This is a genomic window from Halorubrum trapanicum, from assembly GCF_017873555.1.
In the GTDB taxonomy this organism is placed as follows: Archaea; Halobacteriota; Halobacteria; order Halobacteriales; family Haloferacaceae; genus Halorubrum; species Halorubrum trapanicum.
The window spans coordinates 1-23,206 of sequence record NZ_JAGGKE010000010.1; the positions used below are offsets into that span (position 1 = coordinate 1).

General features: G+C 70.4%; 23 protein-coding genes. 13 read left to right on the top strand and 10 right to left on the bottom strand.

Translation table 11 applies throughout. The features are described 5' to 3' along the window. Nucleotides 1-571 precede the first annotated feature (571 nt). Genes J2744_RS11195 through J2744_RS11205 form a run of 3 tightly spaced genes read left to right on the top strand, consistent with a single transcriptional unit; the run spans nucleotide 572 to nucleotide 1,604 of the window. Nucleotides 572-886, top strand: coding sequence for a hypothetical protein (locus J2744_RS11195; protein WP_210113444.1), 315 nt, complete (start codon nucleotides 572-574; stop codon nucleotides 884-886). A gap of 53 nt (nucleotides 887-939) precedes the next feature. Next, nucleotides 940-1,158 carry a ubiquitin-like small modifier protein SAMP2 gene (samp2, locus tag J2744_RS11200; protein WP_210113445.1) on the top strand — a complete coding sequence of 73 codons (219 nt, stop codon included), beginning with the start codon at nucleotides 940-942 and terminating at the stop codon, nucleotides 1,156-1,158. Continuing rightward, nucleotides 1,155-1,604, top strand: a complete 450-nt coding sequence (locus tag J2744_RS11205) for a GNAT family N-acetyltransferase (RefSeq protein ID WP_210113446.1) — start codon at nucleotides 1,155-1,157, stop codon at nucleotides 1,602-1,604. Before samp2 ends, J2744_RS11205 begins: the two co-directional genes overlap by 4 nt. A gap of 1 nt (nucleotide 1,605) precedes the next feature. Here the strand turns inward: J2744_RS11205 and J2744_RS11210 are convergent, their stop codons facing one another. Next, nucleotides 1,606-2,094 (bottom strand): hypothetical protein, encoded by a 489-nt coding sequence (locus tag J2744_RS11210; RefSeq protein ID WP_210113447.1) that lies wholly within the window; start codon nucleotides 2,092-2,094, stop codon nucleotides 1,606-1,608. Continuing rightward, nucleotides 2,094-2,387, bottom strand: a complete 294-nt coding sequence (locus J2744_RS11215; RefSeq protein WP_210113448.1) for a UPF0175 family protein — start codon at nucleotides 2,385-2,387, stop codon at nucleotides 2,094-2,096. Before J2744_RS11215 ends, J2744_RS11210 begins: the two co-directional genes overlap by 1 nt. A 198-nt stretch (nucleotides 2,388-2,585) precedes the next feature. Here J2744_RS11215 and J2744_RS11220 point away from each other — a divergent pair, with 198 nt between their 5' ends. Next, nucleotides 2,586-3,377 carry a 23S rRNA (uridine(2552)-2'-O)-methyltransferase gene (locus J2744_RS11220; protein WP_210113449.1) on the top strand — a complete coding sequence of 264 codons (792 nt, stop codon included), beginning with the start codon at nucleotides 2,586-2,588 and terminating at the stop codon, nucleotides 3,375-3,377. A 126-nt stretch (nucleotides 3,378-3,503) separates the two neighbouring features. Next, nucleotides 3,504-6,032, top strand: coding sequence for an extracellular solute-binding protein (locus J2744_RS11225; RefSeq protein WP_210113450.1), 2,529 nt, complete (start codon nucleotides 3,504-3,506; stop codon nucleotides 6,030-6,032). Nucleotides 6,033-6,093: 61 nt separating this feature from the next. On the opposite strand, the gene J2744_RS11230 is transcribed toward J2744_RS11225, so the two are convergent. The 5 genes from J2744_RS11230 to J2744_RS11250 form a co-directional block, all read right to left on the bottom strand. Continuing rightward, the gene (locus tag J2744_RS11230) at nucleotides 6,094-6,588 is read right to left on the bottom strand and encodes a dihydrofolate reductase (protein ID WP_210113451.1); all 495 of its coding nucleotides are present in this window, start codon (nucleotides 6,586-6,588) and stop codon (nucleotides 6,094-6,096) included. 86 nt (nucleotides 6,589-6,674) lie between these two features. Then, the gene (locus J2744_RS11235; protein ID WP_210113452.1) at nucleotides 6,675-7,733 is read right to left on the bottom strand and encodes an ornithine cyclodeaminase family protein; all 1,059 of its coding nucleotides are present in this window, start codon (nucleotides 7,731-7,733) and stop codon (nucleotides 6,675-6,677) included. A 195-nt stretch (nucleotides 7,734-7,928) separates the two neighbouring features. After that, nucleotides 7,929-9,308, bottom strand: a complete 1,380-nt coding sequence (locus J2744_RS11240) for an NCS2 family permease (RefSeq protein ID WP_210113453.1) — start codon at nucleotides 9,306-9,308, stop codon at nucleotides 7,929-7,931. Between the two features lie 125 nt (nucleotides 9,309-9,433). Then, nucleotides 9,434-10,147 (bottom strand): phosphoribosyltransferase family protein, encoded by a 714-nt coding sequence (locus tag J2744_RS11245; RefSeq protein ID WP_210113454.1) that lies wholly within the window; start codon nucleotides 10,145-10,147, stop codon nucleotides 9,434-9,436. 74 nt (nucleotides 10,148-10,221) lie between these two features. Beyond that, nucleotides 10,222-10,677: a DUF7529 family protein gene (locus tag J2744_RS11250; protein ID WP_210113455.1), complete on the bottom strand. Its 456-nt coding sequence runs from the start codon at nucleotides 10,675-10,677 to the stop codon at nucleotides 10,222-10,224. 186 nt (nucleotides 10,678-10,863) lie between these two features. Between J2744_RS11250 and J2744_RS11255 the strand changes: the two genes are divergently transcribed. The 6 genes from J2744_RS11255 (at nucleotide 10,864) to J2744_RS11280 (ending at nucleotide 18,295) form a co-directional block, all read left to right on the top strand. Continuing rightward, a complete protein-coding gene (locus J2744_RS11255; protein ID WP_210113456.1) occupies nucleotides 10,864-12,501 on the top strand; it encodes an ABC transporter substrate-binding protein in 1,638 nt (545 codons plus the stop codon). Nucleotides 12,502-12,531: 30 nt separating this feature from the next. After that, nucleotides 12,532-13,524, top strand: coding sequence for an ABC transporter permease (locus J2744_RS11260; protein ID WP_210113457.1), 993 nt, complete (start codon nucleotides 12,532-12,534; stop codon nucleotides 13,522-13,524). A gap of 1 nt (nucleotide 13,525) precedes the next feature. Continuing rightward, entirely contained in the window at nucleotides 13,526-14,545 is a 1,020-nt protein-coding gene (locus J2744_RS11265; protein WP_210113458.1) for an ABC transporter permease, read from the top strand. Next, nucleotides 14,542-15,909, top strand: coding sequence for an ABC transporter ATP-binding protein (locus J2744_RS11270; protein WP_245203327.1), 1,368 nt, complete (start codon nucleotides 14,542-14,544; stop codon nucleotides 15,907-15,909). The genes J2744_RS11265 and J2744_RS11270 overlap by 4 nt, the downstream gene beginning before the upstream one ends. Next, entirely contained in the window at nucleotides 15,906-16,991 is a 1,086-nt protein-coding gene (locus tag J2744_RS11275) for an ABC transporter ATP-binding protein (protein ID WP_210113459.1), read from the top strand. Before J2744_RS11270 ends, J2744_RS11275 begins: the two co-directional genes overlap by 4 nt. A gap of 152 nt (nucleotides 16,992-17,143) precedes the next feature. Then, a complete protein-coding gene (locus J2744_RS11280; RefSeq protein WP_210113460.1) occupies nucleotides 17,144-18,295 on the top strand; it encodes a multicopper oxidase domain-containing protein in 1,152 nt (383 codons plus the stop codon). Nucleotides 18,296-18,334: 39 nt separating this feature from the next. Here J2744_RS11280 and J2744_RS11285 read toward each other — a convergent pair whose 3' ends face one another. Both J2744_RS11285 and npdG read right to left on the bottom strand, forming a co-directional pair. Beyond that, nucleotides 18,335-19,177, bottom strand: coding sequence for a polyprenyl synthetase family protein (locus J2744_RS11285; protein WP_210113461.1), 843 nt, complete (start codon nucleotides 19,175-19,177; stop codon nucleotides 18,335-18,337). Nucleotides 19,178-19,647: 470 nt separating this feature from the next. After that, nucleotides 19,648-20,316: an NADPH-dependent F420 reductase gene (npdG, locus tag J2744_RS11290; RefSeq protein WP_210113462.1), complete on the bottom strand. Its 669-nt coding sequence runs from the start codon at nucleotides 20,314-20,316 to the stop codon at nucleotides 19,648-19,650. A 173-nt stretch (nucleotides 20,317-20,489) separates the two neighbouring features. Between npdG and J2744_RS11295 the strand changes: the two genes are divergently transcribed. Both J2744_RS11295 and J2744_RS11300 read left to right on the top strand, forming a co-directional pair. Then, complete coding sequence (locus tag J2744_RS11295; RefSeq protein ID WP_210113463.1) at nucleotides 20,490-20,795, top strand: MazG nucleotide pyrophosphohydrolase domain-containing protein; 306 nt, start codon at nucleotides 20,490-20,492, stop codon at nucleotides 20,793-20,795. A gap of 150 nt (nucleotides 20,796-20,945) precedes the next feature. Continuing rightward, nucleotides 20,946-21,605, top strand: coding sequence for a helix-turn-helix domain-containing protein (locus tag J2744_RS11300; protein ID WP_210113464.1), 660 nt, complete (start codon nucleotides 20,946-20,948; stop codon nucleotides 21,603-21,605). Between the two features lie 32 nt (nucleotides 21,606-21,637). Here J2744_RS11300 and J2744_RS11305 read toward each other — a convergent pair whose 3' ends face one another. Beyond that, complete coding sequence (locus J2744_RS11305; protein ID WP_210113465.1) at nucleotides 21,638-23,203, bottom strand: cobyric acid synthase; 1,566 nt, start codon at nucleotides 23,201-23,203, stop codon at nucleotides 21,638-21,640. Nucleotides 23,204-23,206: the final 3 nt, after the last annotated feature.

The following is a 23,206-nucleotide window of genomic DNA, read 5'->3' on the forward strand; positions in this document are numbered from 1 at the left end:
CGTCGGCGCCGCCGTAATTTAAAAAGCGCGCCTGCTGCGGTGGCGCGTGCCTCCGAGCGCCCACCGGGCGCGAGGAGCACGCGCGAGGGAGTCGCGGGCGCCCGCGGCGCCAGCGACGAGGCTGGGGAGGCGTGAGGCGCGGTTGCTGTGCGGTGCGGGGTGGGACTCAAAGGGGCAGTCGCGAGGGCGAAGGCGCGCGACGGAAGTAGCGTGGCGCTACGCGCCACGGAAAGCCGGCGGCGAAGCCGCCGGCGACACCGCAGTGAGTGAGCGAAGCGAACGAACGAGGAGCGTGGTTCGAGACGCCGGAGGCGTCTCGTCATCACGAAAGGCGCGTAGCGCCTTTCGAACGACAGCGAGCGCACCGAGCCCTCGCGACTGGGGCTTTGGCGGTGTTCTCCGTCGATCCGGATTCGACTATTTATAAGTAAGCGACTGGGGCTTTGGCGGTGTTCGTCGCAGCGTCGTCGTTCGTTTATAAATAGCCGCCAGCGTTGTCACTCGGTCGATCCGATTCACCTGCGTCAACGACCGACTGTTTTTATCCTGCTCGCGTGACGTATCGCCGCGCATGGCCCTCCCTTCCACCTTCCTGTCCGTCGTCCCGGCCGCCCTGCTCCTCCTGCTCGCGTGGGCGATCCGCGTCCGCGGGAAGGTCGGCCTGATCGCCGGCTACGACGGTGGTCTCCCGTCCGAGCGCGAGGCCGAACTCGCCCGCGACGCGGCCCGGGTCCTCGTCGTCGCGGCGGCCGCGACCGGACTGCTCGTCGTCGACGCGTGGACCGGTGCGGTCCCGCGGCCCGACGTGTTGGTGACGCTCGCGATCGTCGCCGCCGTCGCGTGGTTCCTCTGGAAGTGGAACGTCAGCGAGCCGGACCACGACTGAGTCGAGCGCGCCGAAACCGTGCGATTGACGCCCACCCGCCCGCTACGGCGCCCATGGACGTGACCGTCGAGGTCGTCGGCGAGGGGACCGAGGAGTACAGCCTCGCCGCCGACGCGACGTACGACGACGTGATCCGCGCCGCGGGCTACCACCCGCAGGAGGCGTCGGCGCTGGTCGACGGCTCGCCGGTCCCGGGCGACCGCGTCGTCGACGCCGAGCGGGTCCGGGTCCTCCGACTGATAAAGGGCGGCGCGACGGACGGCGACGCGTGACCGAAGAACACGACCGCCCGGTCCCGCCCGAGGACGTGACCGTCGAGCAGGCTCTCCCCGACGACCGCCTCGATATCTTGCGAATCCTCGACGCCGCGATGCTGGAGACGGACGCGGCGACCGTCGACGACCGGATGGCCGCCGGCGACGCGCTCGTCGCGCGCTCGACCCGGACCGGCGGGGTCGTCGGCGCGCTCGTCGCCGTGCGGCCTGACTCCGGGCGGCTCCACGTCGACGCCGTCGCGGTCCGGCGCGCGCGACGCGGTCGGGGGATCGGCTCCGCGCTCGTCGCGGCCGCGGTTGACCGGGCCGAGTCGGACCCCGCGGTCGGGGTCGTTTCCGCGGCGTTCGACGCCGACCTGATCGGATTCTACGCGGCGCTGGGGTTCGCGCTCGACGCCGCGAGCGCGGGCGAGGCGCGACGCGTCGGCCGCCGTCCGGCGTAATTCAGTCTCCCAGTTCCCCGAGCTTACGCTGTACCTGCGCGTAGACTTTCGGATGGAGATTCATCCCCTCGTCCACGAGGTCGTACAGGAGGTCGGTCGCCTCGTCCGCGGTCAGATCGCCTTCCTTCGCACACCTGAGCAGCAGCGTGGTCACCCACCAGCACTCGACGCCGTGAGTTCGGGCGACCTCGATCAGTCCCTTATCGTTGGCGAGAAGGATCTCTTCGTCGTCCGCCGCCAGCAGAATAACCGACGCGTCGGCCGCCGCTATCCCCTCCATCGACGCCACGTCGTCGGCCGCCGCCGGGGGTTCGTGAACGGCGACGCTCCCGAGGAACTCGTCGAGCGCCGCGGTGCCCCGCTTCCCCTCGGCGAGCACTTCTCCCCGGACCAGTTCCGTCGTTCGAACCTCGTCGAAGGCGGTCGATACGAGGTCGAGTCGGCCGACCCACGCGAGCGGAATCAGGGCCGAGGAGTCGACGACGACCATCAGATACGGTCGAGGTCGCGTTCGAGGTCCTCGGTCGTGTACCCCGCGTCGATCCCCTCCTCCGACGCCAGCGTCAGCATCTCCACGTACGAGACGTCCGCGAGCTCCGCCGCCTTCCGGAGCGTGATTTTGTGCTCGCGGAGCCGGTCGAGCGCCCGCTCTTTCCGCCAGTCGCCGAGCCCCTGTCGAATGAGGCGACGCAGCACCTCCGACCGGTCTGCGCTCAGCTCCGCTTCGAGCTCTGCGAGCACCTCCTCGTCGTCTTCGGGGATGCGCGTGGTGACCGTCTTCATCGTTACGACGACGTACGTTACGATACGTTGTGAATGTAACGCCAGAGTTCTCTCGGGAAGCGGAAGAAACGGGCTTCCGAATCGGGCTTCACGCTCATCCGATGTCCCTTTCCGCTTCGGCGGCGTCTCTCCGGGTATGAACGCAGATTCGCCCGCAATCCCCACGCGGAATATCTCAACGCATCCGGTGAGGTAGTCATGTCGGGAAAAGACGACTACTACAACCGGTCCAAACAGCAGGGGTACCGCGCTCGGTCCGCCTACAAGCTGAAACAGCTCGACGAGGAGACCGACCTCCTCGACCCCGGCGACACCGTGGTCGACCTCGGCGCCGCGCCCGGCGGGTGGCTTCAGGTCGCCGCCGAGGCGGTCGGCGAGGGCGGCACCGTCGTCGGCGTCGACCTCCAGCGCATCGAGGAGTTCGGCGACCACGATATCGAGACGCTCCGCGGCGACATGACCGAGGAGCGCACCCGCCACTACCTTCGGGAGGCGGTCGGCGAGGGCGGCGCGGACGTCGTCGCGAGCGACATGGCGCCGAACATGACCGGCGAGTACAACCTCGATCACGCCCGGTCGGTCCACCTCGCGCGGCAGGCGTTCGACACCGCCGAGGAGCTGCTCGCGTCCGGCGGCGACTTCGTCGTGAAGGTGTTCCAGGGCGAGGACCTCGATCCCTTCCGCGACGACGTGGCGGCGTCGTTCCAGTACGTCCGGACCGTCTCGCCGCCCGCCTCGCGCGACGCCTCCTCGGAGGTGTACCTCGTCGCGAAGGGGTACACCGAGTCGCCGGTCGCCGAGGGCGACCGCGTCGAGGTGACGATCGAAGAGGAGGGCGACGAGGGCGACGGCATCGCCTACGTCGACGGCTACACCCTCTTCGTCGACGGCGACGTGGGCGAGACGCTCACCGTCGAAGTCACCGACGTCAAGCCGCGGTTCGGCTTCGCGGAGCGGGTCGACGGCGGTGGGTCGGATTCGCCGGCCTGAGTCGGGCGTCCGATCGATCCCTCTCTCCGTCCGTTCCTCGGCCGCATCCGAACGCCTTCGCGGCCGCTATCAGCCGGGATAATTCGACTCTGGATCTTATGTACCCCCGTGGGTGAGTTGCGACAAATGGACGGCGATGATGCGAGCAACCGGTCCGATCGGGATCCCGTCGACGGGGACCGTTCGGCGGCATCGACCGACGCGGATGCGACCACCGACGGGGACGCGACCACCGACGGCGGCGTCGCGTCCGACGAGACGACGGCGGCCTCCCGCGCCAGCGCGGGCGACGACGTTCCCGTCTCGGCGTTCCGCGAGGTCGCGGAACGGCTGGCCGACGGCGACCTCGGGGCGCGGTTCCCGGCCGAGGAGACCGACGGCGAGGCGGCGGCGCTCGCGGCGACGCTCAACGAGTTCGTCGACGGGGTCGCGGAGACGGTGTCCGCGGTCGACGGCTTCGGCGACGAGGTCGCGGGCGCGACCGAACACGTCCGGTCGAACGTCGACCGCGCGAAGGCGCAGAGCGACGAGGTGTACGCCGCGGTCGACGACATCGAGGCGGCCGCGACCCGCCAGCGCGACGACATCGCGGCCGCGACGAGCGAGCTTCAGACCGTCTCGGCGGCCACCGAGGAGGTCGCCGCCTCCGCGGATCAGGTGGCCGATACCGCGGCCGGCGTCGCCGAGCGGACCGACGAGGGGACCGACGCCGCGACGGCCGCTATCGAAGAGCTCCGCATCGTCGACGAGCGGACGGCGGAGGCGCTCGACCGCGTCGAGGCGCTCGAATCGGAGGTCGCGGCGATCGAGGACGTCACCGACCTGATCCAGGACATCGCCGACGAGACGAACATCCTCGCGCTCAACGCCTCGATCGAGGCTGCCCGCGCGGGCGAGGCCGGCGCCGGCTTCGAGGTGGTCGCCGAGGAGGTCAAGAGCCTCGCGGAGGAGGCCCGGGACGCGACCAGCGAGATCGAGTCGTCGATCCGGTCGGTCCGCGCGGAGACGGACGCGACCGTCGACGAGATGGCCGAGATGCGCGAGCGCGCCGACGAGGGGATAACCACCGCCGAGGAGGCGCTGGAGGCGTTCACCGACCTCGCCGCCGACGTCGAGGAGACGACCAGCGGCGTCGCGGAGATCCGCGACGCCACCGACGACCAGGCGACCTCGATCGAGGCGGTGGTCGACGCGGTCGAGTCGATCGGCGACCTCGCCGAGGAGACGGCCGCGGACGCGGGCGACGCCACCGCGGTCGCGCACGCGCAGAAGACGTCGCTGACCGAGGTGGCCGCCGGCGCGTCGACGCTCGCCGACCGGACCGGGACCCTCGACGACGCGCTCGACGCGTACGACGCCGACGGCACCGACGACGACGACGCCGTCGTCCTCGACTTCTGGCACGCGCTCGGCGGGCGCAAGGCGCGGCTCCTCGACGAGTTCGCGGCCGAGTTCGCCGCCGAGACGGACGGGATCGCCGTCCGCCCCGCGTCGAAGGGGAGCTACCGCGGCGTGTTCGAGGCGACGCTCGCGGCGGCGGACCGGGGCGACCCGCCGGCGATCTCCCACCTCTACGAGATCGGGACCCAGCGCGCGCTCGACAGCGGGGCGTTCACGCCCGTCGAGCGCCTCCTCGACGCGGACGCGGGCGGCGTCGCCGACACCGTCGCCGCGAGCGGCCCGGGTTCGGACTTCTCCCCGGACGACCTGCTCGCGCCCGTCGCCAACTACTACCGGACCGACGGGGTCCTCCACTCGATGCCGTTCAACGCGTCGACCCCCGTGCTGTACTACGACCGCGCGGCGTTCGAGCGCGCCGGGCTGGACCCCGACGACCCGCCCGAGACGTTCGACGAGGTCCGTCGGTGCGCCGAGCGGCTCGTCGAGAGCGGCGCGACCGAGACCGGGATCACGTTCGCGACGTACTCGTGGTTCGTCGAGCAGTGGTTCGCCGAGGCCGGCGAGCCGCTCGTCGACGCCGACAACGGGCGGGGCGGCACCCCGACCGAGAGCCGGTTCGACGGGCCGGTCGGCGAGCGGGTCTACCGCTGGATCGCCGACATGGCGGCCGACGACCTCTACCACGACCCCGGGATCGAGGCCCGCGGGCAGGCCCGCGAGGCGTTCCACGAGGGCCGCGCCGGGATGCTCATCGGCTCTACCTCCGCGATGGTCGACGTCCGGGAGGGCGCCTCGTTCCCGGTCGGGGTCGGCTACTTCCCGGTCGCCGACGAGCGGCACGGCGTCGTCGTCGGCGGCGGGTCGCTGTGGGTCGCGGACGGGGCGTCGACCGCCGAGCAGCGCGCCGCCGCGGCGTTCCTCGGTTGGCTCGCGGCGCCGGAGCAGCAGGCGCGCTGGCACCGCGAGACCGGCTACTTCCCGGTCCACGAGGGCGCGGTCGACCGCCTCGACCGGAACGGCTGGTTCGACGAGAACCCCGGCTACCGCACCGCCGTGAACCAGCTGCTCGACGCCGAGGACACCGTCGCCACGACCGGCGCCCGGATCGGCCCGTTCGACACGGTCCGGACGCTCGTCGCCGAGGCGTCCGTCGACGCCCGCGAACACGGGGTCGACGCCGCGGTCGAACGGCTCGCCGACAGCACCGCCCTCCAGCTCGAACGGTACGCGGAAGAGCGCGCCGACCACTCGTAGGCGTCGCCTCCGATACCAGCGTCGGCCGGGACTCCGGGCGTCGCAGCGAAATTCCGGCGATTCAGCGCTCCCGACGGACCCACTCGCGCAGCGTGAACCGGTCGTACTCCGTCTCCGCCGCGATCTCCCACTCGCTTTCGTCCCACTCGGGGTAGCGCGTGTCGCCCTCGTAGGCGCCGTCGACGTGGCTGAGGACCATCCCGTCGAGGTGCGGCTGGAACAGCTCGTAGATCCCGCCGCCGCCGAGGACGTAGACCGTGTCGACGCCGACCTCGTCGGCGGTCTCGCGGGCCAGTTCGATCGCTTCCTCGTCGCCGTTCGCGACCGTCGCGGTCGGCACGTCGACGCCGTCGACGCTCCGGCTCACGACGATCTGGCGGCTCCCCGGGAGCTCGTCGCGCATCGAGTCGAACGTGCGGCGGCCCAAGATTACCGGCGACCCCGCGACGCGCTCCCGGTACTGCCTGACGTCCGCCTCGATGTGCGGCCACGGCACCGCTCCGTCTCTCCCGATCACCCGATCTTCCGCCACGGCGGCGACGCTGACGAGTTTCACGGTCGGAGTAGGGCGGCGCCGGTGAAAAGTCCGCGCGTCGGGCGCCGAACGGAGTCGTCGAGACCGAGCAGACTCGGCGCCCGGCGTCAGCCGTCCAGCCCGAGCAGGTCGAACGGGTAGCCGTTGTCAAGTTCGTCGGCGCGCTCGTAGACGACCCGCGCGGCCGCCACGTCCTGGATCGCGAGGCCGGTCGAGTCGAAGACGCTGACGCCGCTCACGCCGTCGGCGTCGGCCGGGGTCCCGGGGGTTCCGGGACGGCCCGCGCGGCGGCCGACGACGATCTCGCCGATCTCGCCGTAGATGTCGTCGTCGGTGAGCGTCCCCGCGGCGTAGGGGACGTTGATCTCGCCGGAGTGGGTGCACTGCTCGCGGTCGTCGATCACGACCGTGGCGTCGAGCAGGAGGTCGTCCGCCAGCTCGTGTTTGCCCGCCGCGTCCGCGCCCATCGCGTTAATATGGGTGCGCTCGCCCACGTCGTCGGGACCGACGATCGGGGTCTCGACGGGGGTCACCGTCGAGAGCACGTCGCAGTGGCCGGCCTCCGAAATCGAGCCGGCGCGCACGTCGAACCGGTCCCCGAAGGCGTCGACGAAGTCGGCGACGCGCTCCTCGTCGAGGTCGCTCACGACGACCTCCTCGATGTCGCGCACCGCGGCGATCGCCTCCAGCTGCGTGTACGACTGGACGCCCGCGCCGACGATCCCGAGCGAACTCGCGTCGGGGACCGCGAGGTGGTCGGTCGCGACCGCGGCGGCGGCGCCCGTTCGCTTCATCGTCAGCGTCGTCCCGTCGAGGACCGCCAGCGGGAACGCCGTCTCCGGGTCCGAGTAGATCATCGTCCCCATCACGGTCGGCAGGTCGTGGTCGTCGGGGTTGTCGGTGTGGACGTTCACCCACTTGATCCCGGCGGCGTCCCACCCCTCGCCGGTCGCGGTCTCCTCGGCGACGTCCTCCTCGCGCACGTCGAGGTAGGCGGGCATCGACCGGAAGTCGCCGTTGTACTCGGGGAGGTCGATGTACGACTTCGCCGGCATCTTCGCGTCGCCGCGCTCGTAGGCCGTGAACGCGCCGCGGACCGCGTCGATCACGCGGTCCATCTCGGCGTTCTCGTCGACGTCGTCCGCGTTGAGGAGCAGCGTCTGCATGTCGCAAAATTCGCCGGCCGTCACTTAGTCCCTTCCGAACGCGCGTCGCGCTCGGCGATCAACCACCGCCGAAGGTCGAACCACCGCGCCCGGCGATCGACCACCGCCGAAGGTCGCCGAGCGTCACCCCGCCGGGAGGAGGTCCATCGGATCGGCCTGCGTCCCGACGCCTCACGACCGGCCGTCGCGGCCGCCTCAGAGGATGTAGCCGGCGGTCGAGAGCACGTAGTAAGCCGCGAGCAGCGCCGCGATGAGGTACTGGCCGAGCGCGACCTCGTCGCCCTCGCCGACCGCGAGCTTGATGATCGGGTACGCGACGATGCCGGCCGCCAGCCCGTCCGCGATGGAGTAGGCGAACGGCATCAGCGTGACGGTAAGCCCGGCCGAGACGGCCCACGCGGGGTCCTGCCAGTCGACCTCGACGAGCCCCTGAAGCATCATCACGCCGACGACGATCAGCGCGATGAAGGAGGCGTACTCGGGGATCGCGGCGACGACCGGGATCAGGACGAGCGACGCGAGGAAGAGGGCGGCGACGACGAAGGCCGTGAGTCCGGTTCGGCCGCCCTCCTCGACGCCCGCGGACGACTCGATGAACGTCGTCACCGTGGAGGTTCCGACGACGGCGCCGAAGGTGGTGCCGACCGCGTCGGCCATCAGCGGCCTGTCCATGTCGGGGAGGTCGCCGTCCTCGTCGAGGAAGTCGCCGAACTGCGAGACGCCGATGAGCGTCCCGGCGGTGTCGAAGAAGTCGACGAAGAAGAACGTGAACACGACCAAGACGAACGTGACCGGGTCGATCCCGGAGAGCCCGTCGACGAACGCCCCTGCCAGCGGCGTGATGTCGTACTGCGCCGAGGGGAGCGACTCGGGCGTCACCGTGCCGCGGGCGAACACGCCGGCGAAGGTGAGCGCCCACCCCGCGACCGCGGTGGTGAGGACGCCGAGGATGATCGCGCCCGTCACGTTCCGCGCCCACAGGACGAACGTCAACACGAGTCCGAGGACGCCGAGGATCGCCCAGGGGTTACCGAAGACGCTCCCGAGCGTGACGAGCGTCGTCTCGTCGTTGGCGACGATCTGGAGCTCCTGGAGGCCGATGAAAAGCAGGAACAGCCCGATCCCGGCCCCAACCGACCGCTTGACCGGCTCGGGGAACAGCCGGATGACGTACTCGCGCGCGCCGACCGCGGTGAGCAGGATGAACAGCACGCCCTCGACGAAGACGGCGGCCAGCGCCGTCTGCCACGGCACGCCCAGCCCCAGCACGACCGTGAACGCGAAGAAGGCGTTGAGTCCGAGCCCGGGGGCCAGCCCGAACGGCCGGTTGGCGTAGAAGGCCATCACGAACGTCGCGACCGCCGAGGAGAGCACCGTGGCGATGGCGATCATCTGGATCACCTCGCCCTGACTGTACCCCTCTATCTGGATCGCGTTCGAGAGGATCGTGGGGTTGACCACGATGATGTACGACATCGCCAGAAACGTCGTGAGTCCGGCGATCGCCTCGGTCCGGACGTCCGACCCGTGCGACTCCACGTCGAACCGCGCCGCCAACGCGTCTGTGAGGCCCATGAACGGGTGATCGTTCCCCGGGATCACGTGATAAGCCTTGCTGAAGCGAGCGACGGACGATCCGCGTTTGTGGATCGAAACGTCGGCTGAAACGATTCGATCCGGCAGAATATGCGCGAACGTGGCTACTCGAACGTCGTCAGCGCGCCGACCGGCGCGTCGGTGATCGCTCGCGCGCGGTCCATCCCCTCGTCGCCGATCGCGATGAGCGTGAACACGCCGGTGACGTCGGCGTCGCCCTGGAGGGCGATGTCTAAGAGTAGCTCCTGCGTCTCGCCCGAGCGGATCAGGTCGTCGACGACGAGGACGGTGTCGCCGGCGTCGATCGCGCTCGCGGGGAGGTAGTAGGTGAGTTCGATGCCGGAGGCGAGCCGCTGACGCGACTCGATGAACTCCTCGACGGCGGTCTCCTTCGACTTCTTGGCGTACGCGAGCCGCGCGTCGAAGAAGGAGGCCATCGCCGCCCCGAGCGTGATCCCGTCGGTCGCGGCCGTCAGCACCACGTCCGGCGACTCGAACTCGAACGTCTCCGCCGCGACCGGCGCCACCAGGTCGAGGAACGACTGGTCGAAGACGACGCCGGAGTTGTCGACGTACCCCTCGTCGTCGAACTCGACGCGCGCGACCAGTTCGTCGGCGAGCGCCTCGCGCCCGACCGACTCGACGACCTCGCTCGCGCGGTCGGTGCCGGGCAGCACGTGGCCGTTCACGTATCGGTTCAGGTCGCCCGCGGGCAGTCCGGTCACCTCCGACAGCTCCTCGTACGTTCGCGTCTCCTTCAGCATCCGCAACACGGCGACCGCCTGTAGCTGGAGGGCCGCCTTCTCTGCGCGATTCATATAGATGATCGCGATCGCACAACTATGAATACGTCGAAGTCACGCGCCGGCAGAAGAACCCACGTGTATGCGTCTCACTCCTCCGGCGCGTCGAAGAACACCGCGGGGTCGTCGATCGCGATCTCGACGCTGTCGCGGTCGTCGAGAGGGCGCAGCCGAACGGTGAGCGACCCCGCCGCCTCGGCGGCCGCGCGCAGCGCGGCGAGGTCGTCGCGCTCGAGGTACGTCGGCACGCAGATCGCCACCTGCGCCGCCTCGTCGGTCGCGACCACCAGCCGGTACGCGACTCCGCCCGCGGCGCCCGCGTACACGTCGACGCCGTCGATCGCGGCCTCGTCGACCGCCGAAAGCGCCGCGTCGAACTCCGACTCCGGCAGCAACACGTCGATCCGGGCGGCGTCCGCGACGGGGTTCACCTGCCCGGGGTGCCCCGCGATAGCGGTCCAGCCGCGCTCTCGGTACGCCGCCGCCGTCGACTCCGCGTCCTCCTCGACCGCTCCCCACCGCGGTCCGGGATCGGGTCCGTTCATGTCGCCCGGCTATCGTCCACGCGCCCGTACATAGGCGTCGGTTTCCGCTCGCGTCGAGTTCTCGTGTCTCACTGTCGCATACCGAGGATTCAGCGGATTCTCCTGTCAACGGATCGCCAGCAGGCGGTAGCGACAGACGCTGTGACCGCCGGTAGGTTCATAACGCTCTGTCGTATGGTAACGGCTATGCCTACTGACAACGACGATCACGTCGACAGGCGGACGGTGCTCAAGTACGCCGGAACGGCCGGTGCGGTCGGTCTCGCCGGTTGTTCCGGAAACGGCTCCGACGGCGGGGACGGCGGGAACGGCTCCGACGGCGGCGACGGGTCGGACGGTTCCGACGGCGGCGACGGCGAGGACGGCTCCGACGGGGGCGACGACACCTTCGAACTCGGCGTCACCATGGGCCAGATGGACTCGGGACTCGACCCGCAGGACCACGCCGAGACGAACACGGAGATCATCGTCGGCCAGCTGTACGAGGGCCTGCTCGACCGCGACAAGGAGGGCGGCATCATCGCCGGTCTCGCGAACGAGTGGGAGCGCACCGACGACGGCAGCGTCCGCTTCCTGCTGCGCGACGGTCTCACCTTCCACAACGGCGACGAGGTCACGCCGGAGGACGTCCGGTACAGCATCCGCCGGATCGTCTTCGAGGACGTCGGCATCGCCAGCCCGCAGACGAACGACCTCGGCTCCGTCTCGGAGGTCACGACCGGCGACGGGCAGGTGACGGTCTCCTTCGAGGGGTACAACCCGATCGCCTTCCAGCTGTTCGCGACGAACGGTCCCGTCATGCAGCAGTCGTGGGTCGAGGAGAACGGCAGCGACTACATCAACCGCAACGCCAACGGCACGGGACCGTTCCGCCTCAGCGAGTACGACTCGGGCAACGAAGTCGTCTACGAGCCGAACGAGGACTACTGGGACGGCGCCCCCGAGGTCGACGAGCTCACGATGAGCGCCTCCAGCGAGTCGAGCACGCGGGTCAACCAGCTGCTCGCGGAGGAGACCGACATCGTGACGAACGTCCCGCCGAACGAGGTCTCTCGGGTGAACGGCTCCGATGTCGCGACGATCAACTCCGTGGCGAGCGCGCGGATCATCTTCCTCCAGATGCGCTACGACGTGGAGCCGTTCTCCAGCCAGCAGTTCCGGCAGGCCCTGAACCACGCGGTCGACGTCGAGAGCATCATCGAGAACGTGCTCAACGGCTTCGGAAACATCACCGGGCAGCCGACGCTCGAAGGCCACGTCGGCTACAACCCCGACATCGACCCGTACCCGTACGATCCCGACGAGGCCGAGCGACTCGTCGAGGAGTCCGGCCACGCCGGCGTCGAGATCACGCTCGAGACTCCGATCGGACGGTACCTCCGCGACGTCGACATCGCGCAGGCGGCGGCCAGCCAGATCGACTCGCTGTCGAACGTCTCCTGTGAGGTCGAACAGCGCGAGTTCTCCTCGCTCGTTCAGGAGGTCACCGCGCCGAACCTCGAGGACCGCCCGCACTTCAACCTCCTCGGCTGGGGGAACGCGGAGTTCGACGGCAGCCAGACCCTGACGCCGCTGCTCTCCTCCGAGGGCGCGCTCACGGTCTTAGAGAACGACGAGCTGGACGGACTCCTCGAAGACGCCGAGGCGACCGAGGACTCCGACGAGCGCGTCGACATCCTTCAGGAGGCGAACCAGCTCGCCCACGACCTCGCGCCGTGGGTGTTCATGCACCAGCAGTTCAGCGTCTACGGCGTCTCGAGCGACATCTCCTGGGAGCCGCGGGCCGACGAGTTCATCGACCCTGACACGGCCACCCAGCAGTAACGCGACCGCCATCTCCCCACACCGTTATTAATGTCATTCGGAAGATTCGCACTCAAAAGAAGCCTCCAAGGAATCGGCGTCGTCTGGGGCGTCGTCACCGTCGTGTTCGCGCTCCGGTTCGTCACGCCCGGCAGCGCGATCAACGCGGTCGCGCCGCTCGACGCGTCACAGGAGACGCGGCAGGCGATCGCCGCCGAGCTGGGACTCGATCAGCCGCTGTACGTCCAGTACGGGCAGTACATCTTCGACCTGCTGCGGGGCGACATGGGTCAGTCGTACATCAAGGGACAGGAGGTCACGGCGCTCGTGTTCAGCCGCCTGCCCGCAACGGTCGAACTGGCCGTCGCCGCCAGCGTCGTCGCGATCGTCCTCGCGATCCCGCTCGGCGTGATCAGCGCGACCCGCCGCAACGAGCCGGTCGACTACGGCGCGACGCTTTTGTCGCTCGGCGGCATCTCGACGCCGAACTTCTGGCTCGGGATCATGCTCATCCTGATCTTCGCCGTGGAGTTCAACATCTTCAACACCAGCGGCCGCGGGGTCGACGTCGGCGACGTCGCGCTGTCGGTCGTCAACGCCGAGCCGTTCGTCGGGACGCTGTTGACGTGGCTCGCGTACATCACGCTGCCGGCGATCGCCCTCGGTACGTACTTCATGGCGCTTATCACCCGGCTGACGCGGTCGGGAATGCTGGACGAACTCAGCAAAGGCTACGTTCAGGCCGCGCGGGCCAAGGGGCTTCCCCGGACCCTGATCCGGTACAAACACGCGCTCCGGAACACGCTCATCCCCGTGATCACCGTCCTCGGTCTCCAGCTCGGGACGCTGATCGGCGGCGCCGTCATCACCGAGGCGGTGTTCTCGTGGCCCGGACTCGGCACGCTGGTCATCGAGAGCATCAACCAGCGCGACTGGCCGGCGCTTCAGGGGAGCCTCATCGTCATCGGGACGAGCTTCGTGCTCGTCAACATCCTCGTCGACGTGGTGTACGCCTACCTCGACCCGGAGGTGGTGAACGACTAACATGGTTTCTTCACGTGTCATACGCAATCTCAAAAAGGAGTTCAGAGGGAGCGGGCTCGCGAAGCTCGGGCTGGCGCTGGTGGTCCTCATCACCTTGACCGCCGTGTTCGCCCCCTTCATCGCGCCCCACAATCCGACCGACCAACAGCTCGATCAGAGCGAGCTGCCGCCGATCGGCTTCTCGGAGACGACGGAGCGGACCACCTCGCAGATGGTCGACGGCGAGATCCAGACGGTCACCGAGGAGGTCGAGATCACGGCGGACCCCGACCACGTCTTCGGCACCGACGGACTCGGCCGCGACATGTTCTCGCGGGTGGTGTACGGCGCTCGAACGTCGCTGGTCGTCGGGGTGCTCGGCACCGTCTTGGCGGCGTCGATCGGCGTGCCGGTCGGCCTGCTCGCCGGCTACCACCGCGGGCGCGTCGACGACGCCCTGATGCGGATCGCGGACGTCAGCCTCGCGTTCCCCTCGCTCGTGTTGGCGGTCGCGCTGATCGGGCTGTGGGGTCGCGCGGCGGTCGACGTCCCCGACCCATTCGTCGTCGCCGGGCTGGCGCCGGAGATGCCGGAGAGCTTCGTGTTGCCGATAACGGTGGTGATCGTCGTCGGTCTCGTCAACTGGGTGTGGTTCGCTCGCGTCGCCCGCGGGGAGGCGCTCTCGTTGCGCGGGCAGGAGTACGTGAAGGCGTCGCGCGCGCTCGGCGCCGACGACAACACGATCATCCTCCGGCATATCCTCCCGAACGCGATCACGCCGATCATCGTCCTCGGGACGGTGCAGGTGGCGGCGATCATCCTCCTCGAGAGCTCGCTGTCGTTCCTCGGCTTCTCGGGGACGACGCTGTCGTGGGGCTTCGACATCGCGCAGGGGCGCGACTACGTCTCCTCCGGCCAGTGGTGGATCGCCTCGATCCCCGGGCTCGCGATCATGCTGTCGGTGATCGGGATCAACCTGCTCGGCGACTGGCTGCGCGACGCCTTGGACCCCGGCATCGAAGGTGAAGGGGGTGCCGCATGAGCGACGCCGAGCGGACGGGCGGCGCTCCGACCGGGAGCGACGCGAGCGAGTCCGCCGCGGCGACCGACGGCGGCGCGAGCGACGCCGCCGCGACCGATACCCGCGCGGCCGGCGACGCGGCCCCGAGCGGGACGCCCGCGGTCGACGACGTGCTGTCGGTCCGCGACCTCTCGACGCGGTTCTTCACCGAGGAGGGGCAGATCAACGCGGTGGAGTCGGTGTCGTTCGACCTCCGGGAAGACGAGATCCTCGGCGTCGTCGGCGAGTCCGGCTCCGGCAAGTCGGTGACCGCGCTGTCGCTCGTCGACCTCGTCGAGACGCCCGGCCGGATCACCGCCGGCGAGGTGTGGTACCGCGACGCCGACCTCGCCGACGAGTTCCGCGACACGGACGCGGTGCGGGTCGACGGCGACCACGTCGACCTCCGGACCGTGCCGCCGAGCGTCCGCCGGTCGCTGCGCGGTCCCTCGTTCAGCGTCATCTTCCAGGACCCGATGAGCAGCTTCAACCCCTCGATCACGGTCGGCGAGCAGATCGCCGAGGCGGTCGAGGTGCAGCGCCGGGCGCGGGCGAACCCCCGTTCGACGCGCTCGCGGACGCAGGGGTACGGGCTGGGGCAGTACCTGCTCGACGGGATCGTCCCCGGCCGCGACTACACGAGCGAGGAGAGCATGGACCGGGCGGTCGAACTGCTCGGGCAGGTCGGGATCCCCGACCCCGAGGAGCGCGTCGACGAGTACCCCGGTCAGTTCTCCGGCGGGATGCTCCAGCGCGCGATGATCGCGCAGGCGCTCGCCGGCGAACCCGACGTGTTGATCGCCGACGAGCCGACGACCGCGCTCGACGTGACGATCCAGGCGCAGATCCTGAACCTGCTGAAGGAGATCCAGGCCGAGCGCGGGATGAGTATCGTGCTCATCACCCACGACCTCGGCGTGATCGCGGAGATGTGCGACCGCGTCTGCGTGATGTACGCCGGCGAAATCGTCGAGCGCGGCACGCTCGAATCGGTGTTCGAGGACACCGTCCACCCGTACACGCGGGGGTTACTCGGCTCGATACCCGACGTGGACGACCCGCGGGCGCGGCTCGAACCGATCGCGGGCAACGTCCCGAGCCTGATCGACGCCGAGATGGACGACCGGTGTTACTTCGCGGACCGGTGTCCGAAGGCGATGGAGGCGTGTCTCGACAGGCCCCCGGAAGTGACGGTCGACGCCGCCGCCGACCACGGCGCCAAGTGCGTCCTCGCGGACCGCGAGTACGACCCGGCCCGTGCGCTTCCGGACGACCACTTCGGCGAGACCGGCGACGCCGCCGACCCCGACGACGCGGCCGCGACCGACGGGGGTGACGGCGAGTGAGCGACCCGCTGCTCTCCGTCGACGGGCTGAAGAAGTACTACGCGGACGACCAGTCACTCGTCGACCGCCTGCTCGGGCAGGAGTCGGAGAGCGTGAAGGCGGTCGACGGCGTCTCCTTCGAGGTGCGTGAGGGCGAGACGCTGGGGCTCGTCGGCGAGTCCGGCTGCGGGAAGTCGACGACCGGCGAGACGGTGCTGCGGCTCCGCGAGCCCACCGCGGGCGAGATCACCTTCGACGGGACCGACGTCCGCGGGATGACCGACCGCGATCTGACCCAGTTCCGGAAGCGCGCCCAGATCGTGTTCCAGGACCCGTTCTCCAGCCTCGACCCGCGGATGACCACCGGCGACATCGTCACCGAGGGGCTTCGGATCCACGACGTCGCCGACCGGGAGCAGCGCCGCGAGACGGCCCGCGACCTGCTCGAACGCGTCGGGCTTTCGGCCGATCAGGTCGACCGGTACCCGCACGAGTTCTCCGGCGGGCAGCGCCAGCGGATCGGGATCGCCCGCGCGCTCGCCCTCGACCCCGACTTCGTCGTCCTCGACGAGCCGGTGTCGGCGCTCGACGTGAGCGTTCAGGCGCAGATACTGAACCTGCTCGAAGACCTTCAAGAGGAGTTCGGACTCACGTTCCTCTTCATCGCGCACAACCTCGGCGTGGTCCGGCACGTCTGCGACCGCGTCGCGGTGATGTACCTCGGCGAGATCGTCGAGATCGGACCGGTCGAGGAGATCTTCGACGACCCCGCGCACCCGTACACGAAGGCGCTGCTGTCGAGCGTCCCGCGGGCGACCACGGAGGCGCGCGAGGAGGAGTTCGAGACGCTCCGCGGCGACGTGCCCTCGCCGCGGAACCCGCCCGCGGGCTGCCGGTTCCACACTCGCTGTCCGGAGGCGCGCGCGGCCTGCCGGGAGTCGCCGCCGCCGGCGTACGACGTCGGCGACGGTCGGACGGCGACCTGTTTCCGGTCGGACGCCGACCACGCGTACTGGGACAGCGAGCCGATCGGCGAGAACGCGGCCGCCGAGGAGGCGGCCGCCGAGGAAGCGGCCGACGCCGGCGAACCGGCGGACGACTGAGCGCATCCGCCGACGATCCCGCGGACGGTCGCCGAGACCGTCTCCGCGACCGCTGTGTCTTTTATATATCACGCGCCGAACTGGTTCGTCAGTCGTGTCTTCAACCGAGAAGCCGCGCCCCGGTTATTCCTCCCCGTCTCCTCGCTTGAGACATGACGCACGGTGACTCCGGTTCCGACGGCGGGTTCGCGCGACGATCGATCCTTCAGGCCGCGGGCCTCTCTGGCGTCGCCGGGCTGGCTGGCTGTCTGAGCGAGGCGGCCACCACCGCGACGACCGGCGACGGCGCGGACTCGCCGCAGACCGACGACGAGCCGTCCCTTCCCGAGACGGGGTCGCCGGAGGTCGTCGACCTCGACGAGCGCGGCCGCGAGGTGACGCTGCGGTCGGTCCACGCACGGCACGCGGCCCACCCCGAGAGCTCGCTGGGCGGGCCGGTCGAGATGCCGGTGACGTGGGCGTTTCAGGCGGACGACGGGATGCCGAGCGTGCCCGGGCCGGTCCTCCGGGCGACCGAGGGCGACGACCTGTCGATCACCCTCGACAACACCGACGGGGAGATGCCCCACACGCTCCACTTCCACGGCGTCTCGAAGTCGTGGAAGGACGACGGCGTCCCGTCGACGACGGGGATCACCGTGATGCCCGGCGAGACGCACACCTACGAGATCGGCGCGGACGTGCCCGGCACCCACCTCTACCACTGCCACTTCAACACCCCGATGCACATGGACATGGGGATGTACGGGATCCTCCGTATCGACCCCGAGGGGTACGAGGAGGCCGACGTCGAGCAGTTCATGACGCTGAAGGACTGGGACACGCGGCTCTCCCGGTCGTACGGCGGCGAGGACGCGACCTACGACGTTCAGAACCGCCGCCCGGACGCGTTCACTATCAACGGGCGGGTCGCGCCGTACACGTTCAACCCGGACCACGGCTCGCCGATCGTCGTCAGTCAGGGCGACACGGTGCGGCTCCACCTGGTCAACGCCGGGTTCATGTCGCACCCGATGCACACGCACAACCACCGGTTCCGCACGGTCGAGAAGGACGGCGCCGAGTACCCCGAGGTGATGCAGCTGCCGGAGGACGTGGTGAACGTCGCGCCCGCGGAGCGGTACACCGTGGAGTTCGAGGCGGACGCCGACCCCGGCATCTACCCGCTACACTGCCACAAAGTCGACCACGTCCAGAACGGCGGCGTCTACCCCGGCGGGATGCTCACCGCCATCGTCTACGAGGGGGCGATGGGGACCGACATCTTCGCGGACCTCATGGAGAAGGCCGGATACGAGCTCTGAGGCCCGAATAAAACGGACCGCGGAACTTCTTCTCTCCCCTTACCGCTCGCGGACGACGACGAACTCCGCGAGGTCGCGGAGGTACTCGATCGCCTCGGTCTCCGGGGGGTCGGCGTCGTCGAGGGCGGCCAGCGCGCGCTCCGACTCCGCCCGGGCGCGCTCGTTGATCTCCTCGGGCGACAGCGACGTGACCTGGAGGACGCTCGGCCGGTCCATTTCCGCGTCCTGCCCGGTCGGCTTGCCGAGGTCGTCGGCGTCGGCGGTGGCGTCCAGCACGTCGTCGCGCATCTGGAAGGCGACGCCGACGCGCTCGGCGTACTCCCCGAACGAGTCGATCGCGTGCGGCTCCGCCCCGCCCGCGACCGCGCCCAGCTCGGCGGCGGCGCGGAACAGCGCGCCCGTCTTCCGGCGCGCCAGCTCCATGTACTCCGCCTCGTTCGTCGGCCGCGCCGCGAGCTCCGTCGCCTCGCCCTCGCCGAGCTCGACCATCGCCTCGGCGACGGTGCGCATCGCCCGGGGGTCCGTCGAGAACAGCGCGAACGCCTCGCCGAGCAGGCCGTCGCTGGCGATGATAGCCGGGCCGTAGCCGAACTCCGCCCAGGCGGCGGCGGTGCCGCGGCGGACCTCGGAGCGGTCGATGATGTCGTCGATCACGAGCGAGGCGTTGTGGACGAACTCGATGCCGGCCGCGAAGTCGACCGCCGCCTCGGGGTCGCCGTCGAACGCCTCGCAGGCGAGGACGGTCACCGCGGGGCGGACGCGCTTGCCGCCCGCGAGGACGACGTGACCGACCTCGTCGGACAGCTCGTCGGGCTCGACGTCGTCGATGACCGACTCGATGCGGTCTTCGACCAGCCCGACCCGACGCTGCAAGTACTCCATCTACCGCACGGAGGGACCCGGCGCGCAAAGGCCTAACGGAACGCCTTGCGACCGCCGGATTCGAACGACGGCGACGACACCACTCCGACCTCAAACTGCGGTGGCGCGTGCCTGCGAGCGGTCGCCCCCGGCGACCGCGAGTCGCGAGGGACCGAAGGTCCCTCTGGCAGCCGGCGCGAAGCGCCGGCGACAGCACGCGCGAGGGAGTCGGCCGGTCGGAGCGAAGCGGAGACCGGCCGACGAGGTTGGGGAGGCGTGAGGCTGCGGTTGCGGTGCTGTGGGTGGGACTCAAAGGGGCAGCCGCGAGGAGGCCGTAGGCGACGCCAAGCACCGCAGCGAAGGAACATCGTGACTGAGAGAGGAGCGCAGCGAGCGTACGGCCTCCTCGCGGCTGGGGCTTTGGCGGTAGTCGCCGTCGATCCGATAGCATCTATTTATAAACAGTACTCGACGACCGCACACCCGTCTTTCTACTGGAAGCGCACGCCGAGGTCGTGGAGGCCGTCGTTGTTCGAGGCGACGTTGATGAGAAGCGGCGTCAACCCCTCGATTTCGGGTGCGTTGGCGATCCCGCCGGCGTCGAGCGCGCGCAGCCCCTCGATCCCCTCGGCGACGTCCGCCACCGTCCCCTTGGCGTCCGCGTCGTCGCCGATGACGAGCGTGTCGACCCCGAGGTCGGCGTCGAGGTTCGCCAGCCGCGCGGCCGCGAGGTTGTGGAACGCGCCGACGACGGCGACGCCCTCCGGCGCCGCGTCGGCGACGATCTTCGTCACCGATCCGGCCCCCGGCTTGTGGTAGTGGAACCCCTCGTCGTCGCGTTTCATCCCGGTGGCGGGCGAGACCAGCACGTCGCCGTCGTCGAGCGCCCCCGCCACCGCCTCGACGGTGTCCCCGACGTGGTACGGCGGGACCGCGAGGACGACGATCCGGGCGTCGGCGGCGACAGCGGCGTTCTCGCCGCCGGTCACCGCGGCGTCGAGGCCGCGGCTCTCCAGTTCGGTCGTGTACTCTGCGGCCTTGTTCTCGGCCTTCTCGGCCTCCCGCGAGCCGACCGCGACCCGGTGGGGCGTGTCCGCCGCGAGCCGGAGCGCGAGCCCCTCGCCGATGTCGCCGGTGCCGCCCAAGATGGCGATTCTCATACGATCCGTGCGGTCGCTCTCGTCTTAGGGGTTGCGCGACCGGCCGTCCTCGCCACGGTCGAAGCCGACGGTCTCGCCACGGTCGAAGTTGACGCCTTCGTCGCGGTCGAAGTCGACGGTCTCGCCGCGGTCGAAGCCGGGAGTTTCTTGGCCGAACGCGCGGAGCGACCCCCATGGACGAGCAGGACCGCGTCGCCGCGTTCGTCGACGAGTACGGACTGGAGACCGACCTCGCGTACCACGCTCTCGACTTAGAGAGCGAGGTCGGCGAGATCGCGAAGGAGGTAACGACCTCGACCGACTACGGGCGCAACCCGGACGCCGCCGCGATCGCGACCGACGAGATCGGGGACGCGCTGTTCGCGCTGCTCGCGCTCGCCGAGTCGGCCGACATCGACGCCGACGCGGCGCTCGACGAGGCGCTGGCGAAGTACGAGGCGCGGATCGAGTCGTCCGGGGACCCCGGTTCCGGGGAATAGCGACCCGGCCGGCGACCCCGGTTCCGGGGAATAGCGGCTCCGAGACCGGACCGGAGGCGATCTGGACCGATCGGTCGGGAACGCTTCCGAATTCCCGCGCGCTGAGACCGAGGAACGGCCCTTTTGCCGTCCCGTTCGACCTTTCAAACGATGCCCGACGGAATTCGCGTCGGACTCGCGGTCCACGGCGCCGCGGGGTGTCCGGTGGCCGCGCTCTCGGCGCGCCGGGACGAACCCGTCACCGACGTGGCGTGGACGCGCAGCGACGGCTCGATCACCGAGGAGTTCCGGGTGCGCGACCCCGAAAGCGTCGAAGGGACGGAGCTCCTCCCCGACGCCGCGTCGGTCGTCGACCTCGGCGACGAGCGCGTCTACCGGTACCGGACCGGGGGCGGCACGGCGGAGGCGGGCTGCGCCTGCGCGGCCATCGAGTCGCTCGGCGTGCCCGTCGCCGGCGCGCGCGCCGAGGACGGCGCGCTGCTGCTCACGCTCCACCTCCCCGACCTCGACCGACTGCGCGACGCGGTCGCGGCGCTCGACGACGTCGCCGACCGCGTCGCCGTGCGGTACCTGATCGAGGGCACCGCCGACGAGGCGACGACGGACCGGACCGTGGTCGACCGCGGCCGGCTCACGACCCGCCAGCGCGAGGTGCTCGCGACCGCTCACCGGATGGGGTACTTCGAGCGGCCGCGCGGGGCCAACGCCGAGGCGGTCGCGGCCGAACTCGACATCGCGCCGGCGACGTTCGCCGAACACCTCGCGACCGCCCAGCGGAAGCTGCTCGACGAGGCGCTACCGGAGGGGTGAGTCGGTCCCGCGGCCGCCCGCGGATCGCGTTTTTACGTCCCGTACTCGTCGAGACCGACCGCGGCCAGATCCACGTGGTCCGCGACGAGGTCGGCCGCGCGCTCGTACGGGGACCGGTCGCCGATCGCCGCGTCCGGGCGCGTCCGACCCGCGCTCGCGAACGCCGTCTCGACGAACGCGTCGCGCACGGTCTCCGTCTCGAAGAGCCCGTGGAGGTAGGTTCCGAGGACGCGCTCGGTGGCGACGCTCGCCGCGCCGAGCGGCTCGGTCGCGAGCGACGCCGTCTCCCCCGTCTCCTCGTCGAGAAGCCGCGTCCGGCCGGCGTGGATCTCGTAGCCGGTCGCCCGGCCCCCGGCGCCCGCGATCGGGCCGACGCCGTCGACGGCGCAGGTGACGCGCTCGACGCGCTTCTCCGCCGAGAACTCGGTTTCGATGGGAAGGAGTCCGACCCCGGAGACCGTCTCGCGGTCGCCGACGCCCTCGACGCTCGCGTCGACGAGGCGCTCGCCGAGGATCTGGTAGCCGCCGCAGACGCCGATTACCGGGCCGTCGAACGCCCGCAGCTTCTCGTCGAACCCCGCCTCGCGGAGCGCGAGCAGGTCGTCGACGGTGTTCTTCGACCCCGGAAGGACCACCGCGTCGACCTCGTCGAGCGCGGCGTCGAGCGGCAGGTAGACGACCCGGATCCCCGGCTCGCGCGCCAGCGGCTCTAAGTCGGTGAAGTTCGAGATGCGCGGGAGCTGCGGGACGCCGATCCGGACGGTCTCCTCGTCGGGGACGCCGTCGTCGGCGCCGAGGACCCCCTCGTCGCCCCCGCCGCCGTCGCTCCGTCTCCCGCCTCCCGTCGCCGCCGCGTCCGGCAGCGAGAGGCTGTCCTCCGCCGGAAGCCCCGGATCGTCGTGCGGGACGACGCCGACGACAGGGACCCCGGTCCGCTCCTCGATCTCGGCGATCCCGGGTTCGAGGATCTCCGGGTCGCCGCGGAACTTCGTAATGACTGCGCCGGCGACGCGCTCGCGGAGGTCGTCGGGGAGCAGTTCGAGGGTTCCGTAGAGGCTCGCGAACGCCCCGCCGCGCTCGATGTCGACCGCGATCAGGATCCGCGCGTCCGCGAACCGGGCGCACTCGACGTTCGCGAGGTCGCGGTCGCGGAAGTTGATCTCGGCGATGCTCCCCGCGCCCTCGGCGACGATCACGTCGTGGTCCGCCGCCAGTCGCTCGTGGGCCGCGACGGCGGCGGCACGGGCGTCGTCCCAGTACTCGTCGTAGTACGCCGACGCGGGCGCGTTCGCGACCGCCTCCCCGTCGAGGATCACCTGGCTCTCGCCGCCGCCGCGGGGCTTGAGCAGGACGGGGTTCGCGTCGGTCGTCGGCACCGTCCCCGCCGCCCGCGCCTGGACGTGCTGGGAGACGCCGATTTCGCCCCACTCGCCGTCCGGGGCGAGCGCGACGCGGGCGTTGTTGCTCATGTTCTGGGCCTTGTACGGCGCGACCGAGACGCCCCGCCGGGCGAGCAGCCGACAGAGTCCGGCCGCCAGCGTGCTCTTGCCGACGTGGCTCGCGGTACCCGCGATAAGGACGGTGTCGGCGTCGGTCATGTG

What these genes read in the sequence shown, in the direction of transcription:
- J2744_RS11260 (WP_210113457.1), top strand. Translation starts at nt 12,532, where the DNA reads ATGTCATTCGGAAGATTCGCACTCAAAAGAAGCCTCCAAGGAATCGGC.
- npdG (WP_210113462.1), bottom strand. Translation starts at nt 20,316, where the DNA reads ATGAGAATCGCCATCTTGGGCGGCACCGGCGACATCGGCGAGGGGCTC.
- J2744_RS11280 (WP_210113460.1), top strand. Translation starts at nt 17,144, where the DNA reads ATGACGCACGGTGACTCCGGTTCCGACGGCGGGTTCGCGCGACGATCG.
- J2744_RS11220 (WP_210113449.1), top strand. Translation starts at nt 2,586, where the DNA reads ATGTCGGGAAAAGACGACTACTACAACCGGTCCAAACAGCAGGGGTAC.
- J2744_RS11270 (WP_245203327.1), top strand. Translation starts at nt 14,542, where the DNA reads ATGAGCGACGCCGAGCGGACGGGCGGCGCTCCGACCGGGAGCGACGCG.
- J2744_RS11250 (WP_210113455.1), bottom strand. Translation starts at nt 10,677, where the DNA reads ATGAACGGACCCGATCCCGGACCGCGGTGGGGAGCGGTCGAGGAGGAC.
- samp2 (WP_210113445.1), top strand. Translation starts at nt 940, where the DNA reads ATGGACGTGACCGTCGAGGTCGTCGGCGAGGGGACCGAGGAGTACAGC.
- J2744_RS11215 (WP_210113448.1), bottom strand. Translation starts at nt 2,387, where the DNA reads ATGAAGACGGTCACCACGCGCATCCCCGAAGACGACGAGGAGGTGCTC.
- J2744_RS11210 (WP_210113447.1), bottom strand. Translation starts at nt 2,094, where the DNA reads ATGGTCGTCGTCGACTCCTCGGCCCTGATTCCGCTCGCGTGGGTCGGC.
- J2744_RS11295 (WP_210113463.1), top strand. Translation starts at nt 20,490, where the DNA reads ATGGACGAGCAGGACCGCGTCGCCGCGTTCGTCGACGAGTACGGACTG.
- J2744_RS11285 (WP_210113461.1), bottom strand. Translation starts at nt 19,177, where the DNA reads ATGGAGTACTTGCAGCGTCGGGTCGGGCTGGTCGAAGACCGCATCGAG.
- J2744_RS11305 (WP_210113465.1), bottom strand. Translation starts at nt 23,203, where the DNA reads ATGACCGACGCCGACACCGTCCTTATCGCGGGTACCGCGAGCCACGTC.
- J2744_RS11255 (WP_210113456.1), top strand. Translation starts at nt 10,864, where the DNA reads ATGCCTACTGACAACGACGATCACGTCGACAGGCGGACGGTGCTCAAG.
- J2744_RS11225 (WP_210113450.1), top strand. Translation starts at nt 3,504, where the DNA reads ATGGACGGCGATGATGCGAGCAACCGGTCCGATCGGGATCCCGTCGAC.
- J2744_RS11300 (WP_210113464.1), top strand. Translation starts at nt 20,946, where the DNA reads ATGCCCGACGGAATTCGCGTCGGACTCGCGGTCCACGGCGCCGCGGGG.
- J2744_RS11265 (WP_210113458.1), top strand. Translation starts at nt 13,526, where the DNA reads ATGGTTTCTTCACGTGTCATACGCAATCTCAAAAAGGAGTTCAGAGGG.
- J2744_RS11245 (WP_210113454.1), bottom strand. Translation starts at nt 10,147, where the DNA reads ATGAATCGCGCAGAGAAGGCGGCCCTCCAGCTACAGGCGGTCGCCGTG.
- J2744_RS11235 (WP_210113452.1), bottom strand. Translation starts at nt 7,733, where the DNA reads ATGCAGACGCTGCTCCTCAACGCGGACGACGTCGACGAGAACGCCGAG.
- J2744_RS11240 (WP_210113453.1), bottom strand. Translation starts at nt 9,308, where the DNA reads ATGGGCCTCACAGACGCGTTGGCGGCGCGGTTCGACGTGGAGTCGCAC.
- J2744_RS11195 (WP_210113444.1), top strand. Translation starts at nt 572, where the DNA reads ATGGCCCTCCCTTCCACCTTCCTGTCCGTCGTCCCGGCCGCCCTGCTC.